We start from the raw sequence: 17,389 nt of genomic DNA, 5'->3' as shown, positions 1-17,389 counted from the left end.
CTACGGCCCGCTGGCGCGAGGAGTGCTTGTGCAAAAGCCGACAAGGTTGCCTCTAGCTTCACGGCTTGCGAAGCAGATACCTTGAGCTTGCAGGAGATAGTCAGGACTTGGGTCATGTTACAACTATACGTCGTCCGCATTTCTCCCGAGCCTGACCCTACGGGTACAGGGCGGGGCTCCTGTGGTTTCTAGCTGATCCAGTTGCCACAGAGGCAGCAGCTATCTCGAACGTGCTTCCTCTGCAAGGATGGGAAATCCGGAGAGTCCTTGAGCCTACACTCCGGCAAAAGTGAAGAAAACAGGATCCCTGAGCCCGGTTGGTCGGATCGACCTCTAGATTGGGTGAGGTGTCGATAGTGCCCCAACCATGAGCAAGCCTAGCTTTGCGGTGATCGGCCTGGCGGTGATGGGGGAAAACCTGGCCCTCAACGTCGAGCGCAACGGCTTTCCGGTTGCCGTCTACAACCGCACCGGCTCCAAAACCGACCAGTTCATGCGGGAGCGAGCCCAAGGCAAACAGGTCACCCCTGCCTACAGCCTGCCGGAATTGGTGCAGATGATGGAGCGGCCCCGCAAAATCCTGATCATGGTCAAGGCGGGCCCGCCGGTAGACGCGGTGATCGACGAGCTGAAGCCGCTGCTGGAGCCGGGAGACATCCTCATCGATGGCGGCAACTCCCTCTACACCGATACGGATCGCCGCGCCGAGGCTCTGGAGTCCACCGGGATCCACTTTGTCGGCATGGGGGTGAGCGGCGGCGAAGAGGGCGCCCTCAACGGCCCCAGCCTCATGCCCGGCTGCAGCCCGGAAGCCTATCGCCAACTGGAGCCCATCCTGAGCAAAATTGCCGCTCAAGTGGCGGATGGCCCCTGCGTTACCTACCTGGGGCCCAAAGGGGGTGGGCACTACGTGAAGATGGTGCACAACGGCATCGAATATGGCGATATGCAACTGATCGCCGAGGTCTATGACTTGATGCGCCGGGGCTTGAAGCTGACGGCCTCGCAGATGCAGGAGATTTTTCAGGCCTGGAACGAGACGGAGCTGGAGTCGTTTTTGATTGAGATTACCGCCAAGATTTTGGGAACGCTGGATCCGGAGACGGGCAAGCCGCTGGTGGATCTGATTTTGGACAAGGCGGGGCAGAAGGGTACGGGCTTGTGGACGGTCAAGGATGCCCTGGATTTGGGGGTGCCGGTGCCCACCATCGAAGCGGCGGTGCAAGCTCGCATCCTCTCGTCGCTGAAAGAGGAGCGGGTGGCTGCCTCTGCTCAGTTGAAAGGGCCCGATGCAACTTTTGAAGGGGATCCCGACTGCTTCCTTGAAGATCTGCGTGCCGCCCTCTATTGTTCCAAGATCTGTTCCTATGCCCAGGGGATGGCGCTGCTCAGGCAAGCCACCGTTGCCCACGGCTATGTCTATACCTTCAGCGAGATCCCGCGGATTTGGAAAGGGGGCTGTATCATCCGCGCCCGCTTTCTGGGCGAGATCCAATCAGCCTACAAACGGGATCCAGAGCTGGTGAACCTACTTTTGGATGAGGAGTTCAAGCAGGCGATCCAGGAGCGACAGGGCTCCTGGCGGCGGGTGGTGGCCACGGCGGCAGCCCTGGGGATCCCGATCCCAGCCATCAGCGCCTCCTTGGCCTACTACGACAGCTACCGCACCGCCGACCTGCCCCAGAACCTCACCCAGGCCCAGCGGGACTTCTTCGGGGCCCACACCTTTGAGCGCATCGACAGGCCGGGGGTTTTCCACCACGCCTGGAATCCCTAGAAGTCTTGGGATCTCCCTCTGGCCTGGGATCTGTCAGCGTTGGTCCATGAGTTTGTGCAGGTGTTCTCCGATGACCTGGATGCTGCTGAGGATGCGCTCTTCCGGTTGGTAGCTGAAGGCGAGGCGCAGGGCGTAATCCCCTTGGCCACCGGCAAAGCAGTGGGTGCCCCCAGGGATCCCTCGCTGCGAAACATCTCCAAGCGGCGATTAACAGTGCCAATCCCAGCTACTGACCAGCAGTCTCGGACAAAGCCGCGGGTGGGACAACCGCCAGCTTGGGAAAAGGGGGAGTTGAGGTTTTGCTTCCCCCTCTATGCAGCAGCACGTAGAAGCAAGGGATCACCACCAAGGTCAGCAGCGTCGCCAAAGAAAGGCCGGAAAAAACCACAACCCCCAGCGGTTGCAGCAGCTCGGATCCCTCTCCCCAGCCCAACGCCAGGGGGAACAGGCCCAGCACCGTCGTCACTGTGGTCATCAGGATCGGGCGCAGCCGCTGCGGGGCAGCCTCTAGCATGGCGCTGCGATAATCCAAGCCCTGTTCCTCTCGAATTTGGTTGGCCAGCTCCACCATCAAGATGGCGTTGTTGACCACAATGCCCACCAGCAGCACCGCCCCCACCAGCACCGTAGCCCCCACTGCCGTGCGGGTGAGGAACAGGCCCAGGATGCCGCCGGAGAGGGCCAAAGGCACCGTCAGCATGATCACCAGCGGGTCGAGGAGGGAGTTATACTGCACCGCCATCACCACAAACACCAAAAAAGCTGCCAGGGATCCCAGCAGCAGCAGGTTGTTGCGCAGCTCCCGGTTGTTTTCCAAGGCCACGCTGGGCAGGCGGGTCACGCCGGCAGGCAGTTCCAGGCCCGACAGGATCTCATCCACCTCGGCGACAGCAGCGCTCTGGTTGGCTCCGGCCCTGAGGCTGCCGTTCAAAATGACCACCTGCCGTTGGTTGAGGCGGCGAATTTCCCCGGGGGCCTCCCCCATCTGCAACCTGGCCACATCCCCCAAGCGCAGCGGCTGGCCATTCTGCACAGCCAAGGGCAGGCGCTCCAGTTGCGAAGGCTGGGTGATGGGCGTGGCCAGGCGAACCCGCACATCCAGAAGGCGGCTGCCCTGCTGCAATTGGATGGGCACGGATCCCTGCACCGCCGTCTGCACCACCCGGCCTATGTCCTGAAGGCTGAGGCGCAGGGGAGCGGCCCGCTCCCAATCCGGCCAAATCTGGAGCTCCGGCTGGCTATCGTCGGCATCAGGGCGGAAGGTGGAGAGGGTAGCCTGCTCGTCCAAGGCCCGCAACACCCTGCGGCTAGCCTCTTGAAGCGCCTGAGTGGCCTCCCCTTGGAGCACCACGTCCACTTCGGCATTGACGGCAGAATTGCGGGCGGAAAGGCCGCGGACGCTGCCCGGAAACACGCGGATGCGGGATCCCACCAAGTTCAGTTGGCCTATCAACCCGTTCACCCGATCCACGAAACGTCCCACGTCGGTGCCGGGCTTGAGGGTGATGGTGCTGGTGCCCCGCAGGGGGTTCTCAACAGTGCTGCCCCCAAAGGCGGATCCACCTGCCGTGGTGAACGCATACTCCACCTCAGGTTGCTCTAGCAAAAGGCGATCCACCGCCTGCATGATGCGGTGGTTGGTCTCCAGAGTGGTGCCGGGGGCAAAGTTGGCAGACAGGTTCACCTGCCCGGTGGCGATGCGGGGCAGAAGCTCTTGGTTCAGTTGCCCGGCCATCCAATAGCTGCCCCCGCCCAGGAGGAGAAAAGCCAGCAGGATAGGCAGCGCCGGTCGCCGCAACAAGCGGCTCAGCAGCCGTCGATAGGCATAGGTGCCACCCAGGATCCCCCGCCCAAAGCTGCGGATCGGGCCCCAGTGGCGCAGCCCACTGCTGCGGCGGATCGTCAACAGGCGAGAGGTGAGCATCGGCACCACCGTCAGGCCCACCACCAGGGATCCGGCCACGGCAAAGCTGATGGTCAAAATCAGCTCGTTGAAAATCAGCGAAACAAAACCTCCCACCAGCAAGAAGGGCAACACCGACACCAGGTTGGTGGCCGTGGAGGCCACCAGGGCCGATTCCAACTGGCGGCTGCTGCGCTCCGCTTGCTCCAGCACCCGCTGCCCAAACCAACGGGCGTCCTGCCGTGGGATCCCTTCTGTTCCTTTGGCGATGTTTTCCAACATCACGATGGCGTTGTCCACCACGATCCCCACCCCCAGGGCCAGCCCTCCCAGGCTGATGATATTGATGGAAAGGCCGAACAGGCCCATCAGCAGCACTGCCGCCAGGGTGGCCAGGGGAATGGCGGTCACCACGATCAGGGTTTGGCGCAGGGATCCCAAAAACAGCAACACCGCCAGCCCGGCCAGCACCGCCCCGCTCAAGCCGGCAAGAGCCACACTTTGAATCGAGCTGCGGATGAAGCGGGACTCGTCGCTGGTGGGGATCAGGGTTACTTGCGGCGGAATGAGGCCGGCGGCCCGCAGTTGTTCCAGGCGGCGACGGATCCCGTCCACCACGCGGATGGTGTTGGCATCCGGCTGCTTTTGAATGCTCAGGCGCACAGCCGGCTCTCCATTCAAGGTCACCCGCACCCCCTCGGCAGCAGGGCGCACGGCCACCGTGGCAAAGTCTGTTAGGCGCACCGTCCCTCCACTGGGGGTGTTGAAGCGCAGCGCTTGAATATCTTCCGGGCTGCGGAACCGGCCTATTGTGCGCGTCAAAGGCTCCACTAGCTCGCCGCGGATCCGTCCCCCGGCAAGATCCTGGTTGCGGGCCTGCAGTTGGCCGAGCACATCCGTCAGGCCCAGCCCCAATGCCTGCAGCCGCTCCACATCCAGATCCACCTGCACCTCTTCGAGAGTGCCCCCGGCCACATCCACCGTGGCCACCCCCGGCACCACGCCCAACTCGCGGGCCAACTCTTCCTCGGCAAAGCGGCGCAGCTCCACATCCGTCAGCCCGGGCGCGTTCAGGGCAAACTCATAAACGGGCAACTGGGAAGGGTCAAACTTAAACACCGTGGGAGCCGAAACCCCATCCGGCAGCCGTCCTCTGGCTCGGTTCACCGCCGCCGTGGTGTCGTTGAGGGCTTGATCGATGTTGCCCCCCGGCGCAAAGAAGAGATCCACCCGGACTTGCCCTTCGCGGGTGGTGGAATAGATCTGTTCCACCCCTTCCACAGTGGAAAGCGAGTCTTCCAGAGGGCGGGTAATCTCCTCGACGGCCACCTCTGGGGTTACTCCCGCCAGCTCCACCCGCACGCCAATGCGGGGATAGACAATCGAGGGCAACAGATCCACCGGCAGGCGGGTGAGGAAATAGAAGCCCATGACGATCGCCGCCAAAGCCAGCATCAGGGTGCCAATGTGGCGGCGGATGGCCAGGCCGCTGAGGCTGAGTCCGCTCGGGGCTGGGGTCATGGGCGTAGCTCCTTTGATAAACGTTTAGAATCGTTCCGAGAGGACACTTAGCTGCACTTCCTGCCCATCTTGCAAAGGGGCAGCGCTGCGCACCACAAACGGCTCGCCAGCTTCCAATCCCGACACGATCTCCACCTGGCCATCCCGCTGTGCTCCCAGTTGCACCGGGCGGGCCAACACCCGCGCCGTTTCCCCCTGCCGCTCCACCACAAAGACCAGGGCTGCACCCGGCTCGTTCTGTTGAATTGCTGTGGCCGGCACGATCACCCGCTGCGCCTGCGGCCTGGTCAGCTCCACTCGGGCCAACAAGCCACTGCCGATGCGGCCGCCGGGGTTGGGGATCACCACTTCAACCGGGATCAGGCGGGCCTGGGGATCGGCAGCCGGGGAGATGCGGGCAATTTGTCCAGCGAAGCGTTGGCCAGGAAAGGCGTCCAATTCCACCTGAACGGCTTGGCCCACCTGCACCCGCGCCAGCTCCAATTCAGAAAGGGGAAACTCCACCCTCACCTGGCTGAAATCGGCCACCGTCAGCACGTCTGCCCCCGCGTTCAAAAAAGCGCCCGGATCCGCCTGCCGGGAGAGCACCACCCCCGTCAGGGGCGAGCGCAGTTGGGTGTAGGAAAGGCGCTCCTGGGCCTGGGCCACCAGGGATCCCTGGGCGTCCACCTGGCGCTGGGCAGCGATCACCGCTTGCTCTTGGACACGTACCTGTTCCTCTGCCGAGCGCAAGGCCTGAGCAGCCGTGCGGGCGGCGGTGCGGGCTTGTTCCGCCTGTTGGGCGGAAACAGCTCCCTTTTGCGCCAGTTGTCCTAGGCGTTCGGCATCGGCCTCCAGTTGCAAAAGGTTCAGGCGGGCCTGCTCCACTTGGGTGCGGGCATTGCTCAGTTGCGCCTGCGCCTGGGCCACCTGAGATTCCTGCGCCGCCAGTTGCGATTGGGCCTGCAGCAGAGCCGCCTGCAGCAGGGTGGGATCCAACTGACCCAGCAGTTGCCCCGCTTGCACCGGATCCCCGACATCCACCGCTAGCTGTAGCAACAGCCCCTCGATCCGGGTGCGCAGCGTCGCCTGCCGCAGGGGCTGGGTGGTGCCGGTGTAGCGCAAGTCGGCCCCCAGGGATCCCACCTGGGCTGTGGCCACATCCACCGAGACAGGGCGCGGCGCCCTACCTTGGCCGCCGCCTTCCACCGGACGCTGGGCCCAAACCATCTGGGTATAGGCGACAGAGCCGGGAACGCCCACAAGCAACGCCAGAGCGAAGGCAAAAGCTAGAGGGAGTTGCCTTGCCGAGCCGGAGCTCTGTCCTGCCGGCAGGATGAGTAGCCCAGCTCCCCTTTTGCTGCAGCGCATCAGCCACCTACCACTCGCTTGCCCGCTGTAACTGCCCTCGAAGAGAACAAGCCCGCCTCACAACCCAAAAACGACGGCCCATCCGGCTAGACTGCCCACCTGGGGAAAGGGTTCAAACCCGGATGGTCGGCCTTGTGATCTTTTCAGGGGCCTTGCCCTAGCAAGCCTTCACATTTCTACACGACAAAAGGGATCCCTGCCAACCCGCCCTATTCCAAGCAAGTTCTGGGCGAGATGAAGGCACCTACAAAAAGGATGAGACCCATACCGCTACGCCATCCATCTCCAAAGCGGTTTCGGGCCCAGCTAGCTAGCTGAGCTTTTGAATGGGCGCGATGCGGGGATCCAAGATTTTCTGCTGGCCGATGGCGGGAAACCTCACCGCCAGGGTGATCCGTTCGCCGCTGCCGAACACGTGGGTAATTTGCCCCTGTCCGAATTGGGGATGTTGCAGGCGATCCCCAACTGCCCACTGGGAGGAACGGCTTTGGCGGCGAGCAGCCTTTGCTTTGGGCGTGGCCGCAGCCGCGTTGTCGGCGGAGAACGAAAGCCCCCTGCCTCTCTCCCATTGGATTAGCTCTTGGGGCAGCTCGCTTAAAAATAGAGAGGGAATAGCTGGTTCCCGGTTGCCGTAGAGCCGCCGCTCGCTGGCGTGGCAGAGAAACAATTGCTCGCGGGCGCGGGTGATGCCCACGTAGCAGAGGCGCCGTTCCTCTTCCAAAGCAGCGGGATCCTCCAGGGCGCGAAAATTGGGAAATAGGCCCTGTTCCAACCCCACCAAAAACACCACCGGGAACTCCAGCCCTTTGGAAGCGTGCAACGTCATTAACGAAACTTTCTCAGCTCCCTCCTGAAGGTTGTCCAAATCGGAAGCCAAAGACACATTGCTCAAGAAAGCCTCAAGGCTGGGATCCTCCTGTTCTTCTTCAAATTGGCGGGCCGCGTTGTAGAGTTCCATCACGTTGGCGATCCTTTCCTCGGCCTCTTCTGTGCCCTGGGCCTTGAGATCTTCCAGATAGCCGCAATCCCGCAGCAGCCCCTCTAGGAGGGCGGCAGCCGAAACCTGGGCCATCTGTCTGTGCCAATGCTGGATAAGCTCGGCAAACTGAAGAACCGGCTTGGCCGAACGCCCCACCAGGTTGGTGACAGAAGCCTCGTCGCTGAGGATAGTCCACAGGGGTACATTTAAGGCAGCCGCCGCTTCGGTTAGCTTGTCCAGAGTCGATTTGCCGATACCCCGCCGCGGCACATTGATAATGCGCAACAGGCTAAAAGAATCGGCAGGGTTGAGCACAACCCGCAAATAGGCCAGCACATCCTTAATCTCTTTGCGATCGTAAAATCGCAGCCCGCCCACCACCGTGTAAGGGATCCCCCACCGCAGCAAAACCTCTTCAAAGGGGCGAGATTGGGCGTTGGTGCGGTAGAGAATGGCAAAATTTCCCCAGGAAGAGTTGGGATTTTGGCCGTGTAATCGTCGGATGGCGTTGACCACAAACTCAGCCTCGGCCATCTCATCTTCGGCCTGATGGCAGATGATAAAACTGCCCTGATGGCGCGTTGGCCGGAGAACCTTGTCAATGCGCTCGGTGTTTTTCTCGATGAGGGTATTGGCCGCCTGCAAAATCGTGGCGGTGGAGCGATAGTTTTCTTCCAATTTGATCAGGGTGCGGGTATCGTCGTCCGGCAGGCCATCGCCAAAGGTCTCTTGAAACTCCAGCAAAATGGTGAAATCAGCCCCCCGAAAGCGATAGATGCTTTGATCCGCATCGCCCACCACAAAGAGGGAGCGATTGGTCCAGTCCCACTCGGAGCGGCGGGTCTCGCCGTTGGTTGCCAGCAGCCGGATCAGCTCGTACTGGGTGCGGTTGGTATCTTGGTATTCGTCCACCAAGATGTGCCGAAAGTGCTGGTGCCAGTAGGCCAAGACCTGCTCATTTTGACGAAAAAGCTGCACCGGGATCCAAATTAAGTTGTCGAAATCGAGGGCATTGTTGGCCGCCAGTTGATCTTCGTAGAGCTCGTAAACCTGAGCGAGGATGCGGCCTCGGAAGTTGGGCTGGTGGCGCTCTAAATCGCGAGGAGTCCAACCCTGGTTTTTGGCATTGCTAATGGCGTAGCGCACCGATCTTGGATCGAACTTGCGCTCATCTAAGTTGAGTTGCTTAGTTACAATCTCTTTAACCAGGGATTGGGCGTCCGATTCATCGAAAATCGAGAAGTTACGAGTCCACTTGCGTCCCTTGGGATCCTGGTATTTTTCAATCTCCAGGCGCAGGATCTGGGCAAATAGGCTGTGGAACGTACCAATCCAAAGGGGTTTAATCCAACGGCGGTAAACCGCCGATTTCAGCCGCGTCGCCTGGGCCGGCTCCAGTTGCTCCAAGGGGATCCCAAACTGCTCCTGGGCCTCCTGCTGGGCAAAGAGCTGCTCGATGCGCTCTTTCATTTCGCGGGCGGCCTTGTTGGTGAAGGTCACGGCCAAAATCTCCCCCGGATCCACCCGATGGTGGCGGATGAGGTGGGCGATGCGATAGGCGAGGGTGCGCGTCTTGCCGGAACCTGCCCCCGCCACCACCAGCAAAGGGCCGCAAAAGTGTTGCACCGCTTGGCGTTGAGAAGGATTGAGGCCATCCAACAAGGAGCCAGAAGTCATATCTGCCGCCAACGAGAAACTGCTTTCCATTATGGGCGCAGGCTGGCTGGCAACCCAACAGGCTTGGGAAGCCCAAAAGGTACTCTAGAGCGCCAAAGCTAAAGATGAAGATTGGTTAAGATTTGGCCAGCTCACCCCAGAACTTGCTGCTATGAAACGAGTTTTGCTTAGTTGCGGGGCCCCACCTAATTGCTGCCCGCTTGGCTTTCCAAAAAGACTGGTCGCTTTGGGGGTTGCTACCTTTGCTCTCCTCTCCGCGGGCCCGTTGGCTCCAGCTCAAGCCGGCAACTGCCCCAGCAGCGGCAACCCCCAAGCCTCTCTTGACCTCAAGCTGGAAAGCGTTTCCGGGGATCGGCTCGACTTAAGTCAGTACGACGGCATTCAGGCCGTGATCTTGACCAACAGCCAAACCCGCTCCCAAGCGGAAGCTCTTTCCAAAAGCTTGGCCCTGGAGTTTGGGCAAAACCCTCGGCTGCGCCAGATCGTGTTGGTCGATGGCAGAGGGCTGTTGCTGGTGCGAAACCTGGTTTTACAGGCCATCCGCGAGAGCGCGCCCACGGATCCGCGCTTGGTTTCTCCGTTTGTCTATGTCTCCGTCGATTTTGAGGGAGCAACCATCCAGAGGCTGCAGGAGGTGGCTGCCGAGGTGCTGCCGGGGATCGATTTTCGCCGCCAGGCCGCCTTGCTGCTTTTGGACAACCAAGGCACCCTCCTGGGCGGGTTCGCCAACCTGGACCAGTCCAACCTCAGCATTCGTCAGTGCATTCGCACGCGCACTTGATTGCCCTGGATCCCGCTTTTCCGTTGCTTCCTCCCCAACCGCTAAACTGGTTCTAGCGAAGTCATGTGCAAACTTGAGAGCAAACCTGTCAGACGGCTTGGTGCCGGGATCCCATGCGTCGCCAGCTCAAGACCTTAAACCAAATCCTCGACTACAAGCTGGCCGATTTGCGGCTGTTTGGCCGCGCGGAGCTGAAGGGTCAGGTGCTGAATGTGTTGCTGGAACGGCTGCCCGGCGATGTGGTGGATACCCTGCAGGTGATGGAGGTGGTGCGCAACGCCGTGGAAGCCTCGCTGCTGCAGGGGTTGCGAAAAGTCAACGTTTACCTCTGGTGCCGCGGGCAAATGGATGAGGCACCGGAGTGGAGCGAAAGCTTCGCCGTAGAGCCATTGGTCTTGGCCCATCCCAAGGAGCCCCGCAGTCTTGCTTCCAGCTACCGACAAGACTATCCCGGCAGGCGCGTGCTGTTTTTCTGCCTAGGCCTTTGCCTGGCCGGCTTCTACCTGGTGGGGGGCTGGGAGCGGACGGGTTGGATCGACTGGATCCCGGTGGGGCTGGCCTTCGCCTTGGGGGTGTTCTTCCCCTGGCTCAAACGCTCCCTCAACCAATGGGTGCACCCCCTGTTTCTCCGCTTTGGTCTGGGGCTGGGGTTGGTCTTGCTGGGCCTGGCGGTGGCGCTGATCTGGCGGCAGGGCTGGAGCCTTGCCCGCGGGATCCTCGCCCTGCTGGCCTTTCTCTTGCTGGGCTTGGGAGCCTGAGATCTCTCACTCGGCCGTGGTGCCGCTGAAAACAGGCAGGGCCGGCCCGGTCATCCATACGTGTTGGGTATCGGGATCCCAGCGAATCTCCAGATTGCCTCCCGGCAGCTCTACCGTGGCTTGGGGCTCGGCCCGCTCTTCCAAAACGGCGGCCACCAGGGCGGCACAGGCGCCTGTCCCACAGGCCAGCGTCGCCCCTGCCCCCCGCTCCCAAACCCGCAGCCGCAGGCGGTTGGGGCCGAGCACCTGCACAAATTCGGTGTTGGTGCGCTCGGGAAAGGCTGGGTGATGCTCAAACAGGGGGCCTACCCTTTCCAAGTCCAGCTCCTCCAGGGATCCCTCTTCTTCCAAGAAGACCACACAATGGGGGTTGCCCATGCTCACCGCCGTCACCGGCCACTCCCGCCCGGCCACCGGGAGCGGTTGCCGAATCACCTTGGCATCCGGTTTGGCCAAAGTGGTGGGGACTTGCCCGGCCAAGAGGCGAGGGATCCCCATGTCCACCGTCACCAGGCCATTTGGCTGCACCCGCGGCACGATCCGCCCCGCCAAGGTGTGGATCGGGTAGGCACCGTCTCGGCCAGGGATCCCCAGATCCTGCAAAAAGCGGGCCAAGCAGCGGATCCCGTTGCCGCACATCTCCGGCTCCGAGCCGTCGCTGTTGAACAGGCGCATGCTGAAGTCGGCCCCCTCCTGCCCCGGCAGCAGAAAGATAACCCCATCTGCCCCCACGCCAAAGCGGCGGTTGCAGAGGGCAACGGCTTCCTCAGGCGTCAGGCAGGGCTGCGGCTGGTGGCGGTTGTCCACCAAGATAAAGTCGTTCCCCAGCCCCTGGTATTTGTGGAAAGAGAGACGGGAGGGCAAACGAACAGGCATGCAGCGGAACCGCAAAACAACCGGCTTCAATCCTCGTGCATCTCGTAGGGATCCTGCAAGTCCTTAGAAGGGGGGCCAAAGGCCGTGTAGATGGCAAACGCGGTGATGCAGATGGTAACTGCCGCGATCGCCACAATCAGGGAAAAGGTGGGCTCCATATCTTCGATCCTGAGGGTATTCGACTATAGTATTACACAAGTTTACAATTCATTGCCTGAGACAAAAGGGTTCGGCCAGATTCTGATAGCCTGATTTTAGGGGGCGGCTGTCTTGACGGTGCTGAGCAGCAGCGCTCCGCCGCCCTGATCACTCCCAACTTGATAAATCCATCCTGTCCTGTCTTTGACCTATCGCGAGAACCTATGGCCATTCGTACCAAACTGGGCGATCTGCTGCGTCCCCTCAACTCGGAATACGGCAAAGTGGCCCCTGGCTGGGGCACCACGCCCCTGATGGCGGTCTTCATGGCTCTGTTCGCCGTCTTTTTGTTGATCATTCTGCAGATCTACAACAAGTCGCTGCTCTTGGAAGACATCAACGTCTCTTGGGAGAGCCTCAGCTTCTGAGCACCTTTGGCTACCGTTGGCGCTGTTTCTGAAAAAATGCCGGTATCGAGAGGTTTTTGTGTCCCAGCCGGCACCAGTTTTCAGCAGACGGATCCCCAGCTTCTCCTCCTGAGTGCTGCTTCTATCTACAGGCTCCCCTGCCTTTGATGGGGAGCCCCCGGCTATCGACAACGAGGACGGACAGCTTCTAACAGACTCCTGGCCGCTGGGCAGGTGTTTCGATTTGGGTAGACTGGGAAGACCCAGGTATCCCCTGCCTGTAACCAAAAGCCAGGAGATGCTTCATGAGTCCCTTTGCCAATCCTCCTCAAGCATTGACTGCCGGCGAGTTTTTATCTCACTTGGAGGAGATAACAGGAGCCTACAAAGTCAGGACATCGATTATCACTTTTTACAGCAGAATTTGGAGTCAAGCATTCGATCTCAAGTTTTCTAAGGGTCAGTGGATTTTCGGATACAGCCCTTACTGGAGAGCGCTTTTGGAAGCTAAGCTCCAAAACGGCGACTACTATCCCATATCTTGCGTTGTCAGAACCTTCGCCGACGAAAAACACAAGCGCAAGGCCCCAAATGGCAAAACTGTCCTGATCCCAACCAAAGAGCTAAGGATGTTCCTTCTGCCGGCTCCAGGGCAGGTTATTAGGCTAACTCCAGAGGAGTGCTTTGCCTGCCAAAATACAGATGCCCAAACAGGAGAGCCACTCCCCATTGAGCAAGATGTCAAGTTCTTGTAGTAGCGGCAGTGGGAGTTAGGAAACTCTGCTGGGGCTAATCCCACAGGACTAGGGCCATGTAGCTTAACCCCAATCAAGAGCTTGGCTCCAAGCGCAACAGGGATCCGTTGGGGGCATCGGTCAACAAGTAGAGCAAGCCATCCGGCCCCTGGCGCACATCCCGGATGCGACCCACCGCCCCTTGCAGCAGGCGCTCTTCTGCCACAACGCGATCCCCATCTAGTACCAAACGCGCCAAATGCTGTCCCGCCAAAGCCCCCACGAATAAGTTGCCCCGCCATTCAGGGAAGGCATCTCCTGTATAAAAGGCCATGCCGGAAGGGGCAATGGAGGGCGTCCAGTGCAGCAGCGGCGAAGCCAATCCAGGAGCTGCCGCCAGTCCTTGGCCGACCGGTTCGCCGCTGTACTCCCGACCATGGGTAATCAGGGGCCAGCCGTAGTTGACGCCGGGGGCCAAGATGTTGATCTCGTCCCCCCCTTGCGCCCCATGTTCGTGCGTCCAAATGGCTCCTGTCTCGGGGTGGCGGGCCATTCCCTGAATGTTGCGGTTGCCATAGGTAAAAATTTCCGGCAAAGCCCCCGCTTGATTCACAAAAGGATTGTCCGCCGGGATCCCGCCCGTGTCAGTAAGGCGCAACACCTTGCCGGCAGCATCCCCCAGATCCTGGGCCCGATCCCGCTCGCCGCGGTCGCCGGTGCTGATGTAGAGAAACCCTTCTTTGTCAAAGGCCAGGCGGGAGCCGAAGTGCTGTTGGGCAGGGGTTTTGCGCTCCATGTCAAAAATCACTTCCAGATCCTGGAGTCCTCTTTCTCCCAGGCGGGCCCGCGCCACTCGCGTCCCCCCGCCGCCTGGCCCAGGAGCTGCATAGGACAAGTAGATCCAGCCGTTCTCTGCGTAGTTGGGGTGCAAGGCAATATCCAGCAGCCCTCCCTGGCCGCGGGCAAACACCTCTGGCACCCCAGCGATGGGCTGGGGATCCAACCCCTGCTCGGTAACTCGGCGCAGCCGGCCCGGACGTTCGGTCACCAGGATGGTTCCGTCTGGCAGAAAGGCCATCCCCCAAGGATGCTCCAACCCGCTTGCCAACGTCACGACCTGGAAGCGCTGCTCTGTCCTGGCTCTGGGCAGAGCTTGGGCGTGATCCCCCTGTTGCAGAGACATGACCGTTTCCGGTCTGACCGGGTAGGCCCCAACAGGGGCGGACAACCCCCCCAAAAGCAACAGCGAGGAGAGAAGTTTTATCGCCGGGATCCTCAGAGCCATTGCCACCTCGTTTTCGCGATGGATTTTGAGGTTTGAGCTAGCCAATCATTGCTGCTGCTCTTCTAAAAAGATGTACCGATGGGAGCAGAGTTGGCTGCGCACAAGAGTGGGGAGCTGCCTGCTCCCTTGCGGCCTTGGGTTAGCCTTGAGGGCAGCATCTGCCCCCAAACCATGCTGGAAGCTAGCGAGATCTTCGGCCAGCCCCAGAGGCAAACCTGTGGATCCCTGCAGGAACTTCAGGCCCATCCCAGGGGGATCCGTCTCCTCTGTACTCAGGGCTGCTGGTCTGTGCAGGTGCTCACCCCTCGTCTGCTGCGGCTGCGCTTTAGCCCCAGCGGCGAGTTTTTGCCCCGTCGTTCTTGGGATGTGGCTCTGGCGGATGCAGAGTGGCCGCCGGCTCCTTTTGAGCTGCAGGAAAGCCCCACCCAAGTTCACCTCAGCACTTCTCTGGTGCAACTGCAGATCGACCGGGATCCCCTCTGCTTCAGCTTTCGGGATCCCCAGGGCCAGGTCTTTTGTGCCGATATCTCTGGGGGCCTCAGTTGGGGATCCGAGAGCATCCGCCTGGTTAAATCCCTCCACCCCGCCGAGCACATCTACGGCCTGGGAGAACGGGCTGGGCTGCTCAACAAGCGGGGCCGGCGCTACAGCCACTGGACCCGCGACTGCTGGGGCTACGACGCCCACAGTGACAACCTCTATCTGGCCATTCCCTTTGCCTTGCTCCTCCGCCCTGGCCTCTGCTACGGCCTCTTCCTGCACTGCACCCACTGGAGCCAGTTTGACCTAGGCCAGGCGGAGCCTGAACAGTGGGCCATCGAAGTGCGCGCCCCCGAGCTGGACTACTACCTCATCTACGGCCCTACCCCCGCCTTGGTGCTCCAGACCTACACCCAACTCACCGGGCGAACCCCCCTGCCTCCGCTCTGGGCCCTCGGCTACCAGCAGTGCCGCTGGAGCTACGCCAGCGCTGCTCAAGTACAGAACATTGCCGAGCAATTTCGCCAGCGCCAGATCCCCTGCGACGTCATCTACCTGGATATCGACTACATGCGCGGCTACCGCGTTTTCACCTGGGATCCCCGCCGCTTTCCCGATCCCGCCCGCCTCACGGCCCGGCTGCATGAAGCCGGCTTTCGAGTGGTGGCCATTGGGGATCCCGGCGTCAAGTTCGATCCCGAAGCCGACTACGCCGTTTTTGACGAGGGCCTGGCCCAAGACTTCTTCATTCGCCGCGCCGACGGCCACCTCTTCCACGGCTATGTTTGGCCGGGCAAAGTTCTCTTCCCCGATTTCTCGCGCCCCGCAGTGCGGCAGTGGTGGGGATCCTGGCAGCGGGTTCTCACTCAAGCCGGTGTGGATGGCATCTGGAACGACATGAATGAGCCGGCCCTCAACGACCGCCCCTTTGGAGATGGGGGCCAAATTGTGGACATCCCCCCCGACGCCCCCCAAGGATCCCCCGAAGAGCGCACCACCCACGCCGAGGTGCACAACCTCTATGGCCTCCTGATGGCCCGCGCCTCCCGCGAGGGTCTAGAACAGCTCTGCCCCAACCAGCGCCCCTTTGTCCTCACCCGCTCCGGCTTTGCCGGGATCCAGCGCTGGGCTGCCGTCTGGACAGGAGACAACCAATCCTCCTGGGAACATCTGGAGATGTCCCTACCCATGCTCCTCAACCTGGGCCTGTCGGGAGTTAGCTTTGTCGGCGCCGACATCGGCGGCTTCGGGGGCAACGCTACTCCTGAACTGTTTGCCCGCTGGATGCAAATGGGGCTCCTCTATCCCCTCATGCGCGGCCACAGTGCTCAGGGAACTCGCCCCCACGAACCCTGGAGCTTTGGCCCTGAGGTGGAAGCCATTGCTCGACAGGCCATCCAGCTGCGTTATCAACTGTTGCCCTACCTCTACAGCCTCTTCTGGGAGTCCAGCCAAACCGGCTCCCCCATCCTGCGCCCCCTGTTCTACGAATTCCCTGACGATCCCCAGACCTACGAGATCTCAGACCAAGCCATGCTGGGATCCGCCCTCCTAGCTGCCCCCGTCGTCCGTCCGGGGATCCGCTGCCGCGCTGTCTATCTCCCGGCGGGCACCTGGTTTGACTGGTGGACAGGCCAGGCCCACAGCGGCCCTGGCTATGTGCTGGCCCCCGCCCCCCTTGACCAACTGCCTCTCTTTGTGCGCAGCGGCTCTATCCTGCCCTTAGCTCCTCCCTGCCAGTCCACCACCGACCTGCGCCGTGACCAACTGCGCCTTAAACTCTACCCCGGTGACGGCAGCTTCACCCTCTACGAAGACGACGGCCAAACCCTCGCCTACTCAAGCGGCCAGTGGGCCACCACCACCTTCCGCCTGCACCAGCAGGCCAACCAGCTCCTCCTAGAGATCGAGCCCCGCTACGGTGGCTGGATCCCACCCAAACGCACCTGGATCCTTGAGCCCCTTGGCCAGGCCCCCCTCCTCTTGCCCGACAGCGGCCAGGCCCAGCAGATCTGTCTGTCCAGCCCAGAAAGAGCCCGCCCCTAGTCAACTGCCCTCACCGCCTCCAGCAGCTCGCGGTTGTCCCGCTTGAAGATGGGCAGCCACTCCACATGCTGGTAGCGCAGGATCCCTTGGCTATCCACCACAAAATAGGCCCGCCGTATCCCCAGCAGACTATCCACCCCGTATTGCTGGCTCACCCTCCTGTCCACATCGCTCAGCAAAGGAAACTCCAGCTTGAGCTGCTCGGCAAAGGCTTCGTGCTTGGAGACAGGATCACTGCTAATCCCCAAGATCTCGCACCCTGCTGCCCGAAAAGCTCCCCAATCCTCCCGAAAACAGCGCATCTCGCTCGTACACACCGGCGAGAAGTCCGCCGGGTAAAAAGCCAGCAACACCTTGCTCTTGCCCCGATAGGCCCCCAGCGAAATCTGGGCCCCCTTTGGGATCCCTTTCCCCACTGCAGGCAGGCTGAAGTCAGGAGCTGCGGTCCCAATCACAATACCCATAGAGCCATCCGACCTCAAGATCCCCTCACCAGTCTAACGGCGAATCCGGATCCCTTCTCCGCCGAAAAAACTTTGAGTTATCTCTTGACGGGATGAGTTTATGGGGGTTAGGGTAGTAAAGCGCTGATGAGGCCACCCAGCCCCGGCGCCCCAGAACCTTGACAAGCTGTTTGGTCAACCATCGCCAAGCAAACGGCAAAGCAACTGCTTTGC

13 protein-coding genes are annotated in these 17,389 nt (G+C 61.1%); 6 read left to right on the top strand and 7 right to left on the bottom strand.

The window, feature by feature from the left end; translation table 11 throughout:
- Positions 1-367 precede the first annotated feature (367 nt).
- Positions 368-1,777, top strand: coding sequence for an NADP-dependent phosphogluconate dehydrogenase (gene gndA / locus NW862_RS12040; protein ID WP_414334911.1), 1,410 nt, complete (start codon positions 368-370; stop codon positions 1,775-1,777).
- A gap of 226 nt (positions 1,778-2,003) precedes the next feature.
- On the opposite strand, the gene NW862_RS12035 is transcribed toward gndA, so the two are convergent.
- The 3 genes from NW862_RS12035 to pcrA form a co-directional block, all read right to left on the bottom strand.
- Positions 2,004-5,201 (bottom strand): efflux RND transporter permease subunit, encoded by a 3,198-nt coding sequence (locus NW862_RS12035; RefSeq protein ID WP_414334912.1) that lies wholly within the window; start codon positions 5,199-5,201, stop codon positions 2,004-2,006.
- Between the two features lie 24 nt (positions 5,202-5,225).
- Positions 5,226-6,443: an efflux RND transporter periplasmic adaptor subunit gene (locus NW862_RS12030; RefSeq protein ID WP_414341905.1), complete on the bottom strand. Its 1,218-nt coding sequence runs from the start codon at positions 6,441-6,443 to the stop codon at positions 5,226-5,228.
- Between the two features lie 418 nt (positions 6,444-6,861).
- Positions 6,862-9,207: a DNA helicase PcrA gene (pcrA, locus tag NW862_RS12025; protein ID WP_414427220.1), complete on the bottom strand. Its 2,346-nt coding sequence runs from the start codon at positions 9,205-9,207 to the stop codon at positions 6,862-6,864.
- A 265-nt stretch (positions 9,208-9,472) separates the two neighbouring features.
- On the opposite strand from pcrA, the gene NW862_RS12020 reads away from it, so the two are divergent.
- Together NW862_RS12020 and NW862_RS12015 are read left to right on the top strand one after the other, a co-directional pair.
- The gene (locus NW862_RS12020; protein ID WP_414334915.1) at positions 9,473-9,988 is read left to right on the top strand and encodes a hypothetical protein; all 516 of its coding nucleotides are present in this window, start codon (positions 9,473-9,475) and stop codon (positions 9,986-9,988) included.
- A 113-nt stretch (positions 9,989-10,101) separates the two neighbouring features.
- Complete coding sequence (locus NW862_RS12015) at positions 10,102-10,746, top strand: hypothetical protein (RefSeq protein WP_414334916.1); 645 nt, start codon at positions 10,102-10,104, stop codon at positions 10,744-10,746.
- A 6-nt stretch (positions 10,747-10,752) separates the two neighbouring features.
- Here the strand turns inward: NW862_RS12015 and dapF are convergent, their stop codons facing one another.
- Both dapF and psbN read right to left on the bottom strand, forming a co-directional pair.
- Positions 10,753-11,622 carry a diaminopimelate epimerase gene (gene dapF / locus NW862_RS12010; RefSeq protein ID WP_414334917.1) on the bottom strand — a complete coding sequence of 290 codons (870 nt, stop codon included), beginning with the start codon at positions 11,620-11,622 and terminating at the stop codon, positions 10,753-10,755.
- Positions 11,623-11,648: 26 nt separating this feature from the next.
- Positions 11,649-11,780, bottom strand: a complete 132-nt coding sequence (psbN, locus tag NW862_RS12005; RefSeq protein WP_011432995.1) for a photosystem II reaction center protein PsbN — start codon at positions 11,778-11,780, stop codon at positions 11,649-11,651.
- A 204-nt stretch (positions 11,781-11,984) separates the two neighbouring features.
- Between psbN and psbH the strand changes: the two genes are divergently transcribed.
- Both psbH and NW862_RS11995 read left to right on the top strand, forming a co-directional pair.
- The gene (gene psbH, locus NW862_RS12000) at positions 11,985-12,188 is read left to right on the top strand and encodes a photosystem II reaction center phosphoprotein PsbH (protein WP_414331336.1); all 204 of its coding nucleotides are present in this window, start codon (positions 11,985-11,987) and stop codon (positions 12,186-12,188) included.
- 284 nt (positions 12,189-12,472) lie between these two features.
- Positions 12,473-12,922: a hypothetical protein gene (locus tag NW862_RS11995; protein ID WP_414348930.1), complete on the top strand. Its 450-nt coding sequence runs from the start codon at positions 12,473-12,475 to the stop codon at positions 12,920-12,922.
- A gap of 73 nt (positions 12,923-12,995) precedes the next feature.
- Here NW862_RS11995 and NW862_RS11990 read toward each other — a convergent pair whose 3' ends face one another.
- Positions 12,996-14,084 carry a PQQ-dependent sugar dehydrogenase gene (locus NW862_RS11990; protein WP_414427219.1) on the bottom strand — a complete coding sequence of 363 codons (1,089 nt, stop codon included), beginning with the start codon at positions 14,082-14,084 and terminating at the stop codon, positions 12,996-12,998.
- A gap of 192 nt (positions 14,085-14,276) precedes the next feature.
- Between NW862_RS11990 and NW862_RS11985 the strand changes: the two genes are divergently transcribed.
- Positions 14,277-16,712: a glycoside hydrolase family 31 protein gene (locus NW862_RS11985; RefSeq protein WP_414427218.1), complete on the top strand. Its 2,436-nt coding sequence runs from the start codon at positions 14,277-14,279 to the stop codon at positions 16,710-16,712.
- Here the strand turns inward: NW862_RS11985 and NW862_RS11980 are convergent.
- On the bottom strand, positions 16,709-17,176 hold the full coding sequence (locus tag NW862_RS11980) for a peroxiredoxin family protein (RefSeq protein WP_414334921.1): 468 nt from the start codon (positions 17,174-17,176) through the stop codon (positions 16,709-16,711). The two genes, NW862_RS11985 and NW862_RS11980, sit on opposite strands and share 4 nt — an antisense overlap.
- Positions 17,177-17,389 lie beyond the last annotated feature (213 nt).

Origin of the sequence: Synechococcus sp. H55.8, assembly GCF_047462375.1 — a bacterium.
Lineage (GTDB): Bacteria > Cyanobacteriota > Cyanobacteriia > Thermostichales > Thermostichaceae > Thermostichus.
Note: the sequence above shows the minus strand (reverse complement) of the source record. Positions and strands in the feature narration are given on the sequence as shown.

Excerpts from the sequence above, each read along its gene's own strand:
- gndA (WP_414334911.1), top strand. The coding sequence starts at position 368 with ATGAGCAAGCCTAGCTTTGCGGTGATCGGCCTGGCGGTGATGGGGGAA.
- NW862_RS12035 (WP_414334912.1), bottom strand. The coding sequence starts at position 5,201 with ATGACCCCAGCCCCGAGCGGACTCAGCCTCAGCGGCCTGGCCATCCGC.
- pcrA (WP_414427220.1), bottom strand. The coding sequence starts at position 9,207 with ATGACTTCTGGCTCCTTGTTGGATGGCCTCAATCCTTCTCAACGCCAA.
- NW862_RS12015 (WP_414334916.1), top strand. The coding sequence starts at position 10,102 with ATGCGTCGCCAGCTCAAGACCTTAAACCAAATCCTCGACTACAAGCTG.
- dapF (WP_414334917.1), bottom strand. The coding sequence starts at position 11,622 with ATGCCTGTTCGTTTGCCCTCCCGTCTCTCTTTCCACAAATACCAGGGG.
- psbN (WP_011432995.1), bottom strand. The coding sequence starts at position 11,780 with ATGGAGCCCACCTTTTCCCTGATTGTGGCGATCGCGGCAGTTACCATC.
- psbH (WP_414331336.1), top strand. The coding sequence starts at position 11,985 with ATGGCCATTCGTACCAAACTGGGCGATCTGCTGCGTCCCCTCAACTCG.
- NW862_RS11995 (WP_414348930.1), top strand. The coding sequence starts at position 12,473 with ATGAGTCCCTTTGCCAATCCTCCTCAAGCATTGACTGCCGGCGAGTTT.
- NW862_RS11990 (WP_414427219.1), bottom strand. The coding sequence starts at position 14,084 with ATGTCTCTGCAACAGGGGGATCACGCCCAAGCTCTGCCCAGAGCCAGG.
- NW862_RS11980 (WP_414334921.1), bottom strand. The coding sequence starts at position 17,176 with ATGGGTATTGTGATTGGGACCGCAGCTCCTGACTTCAGCCTGCCTGCA.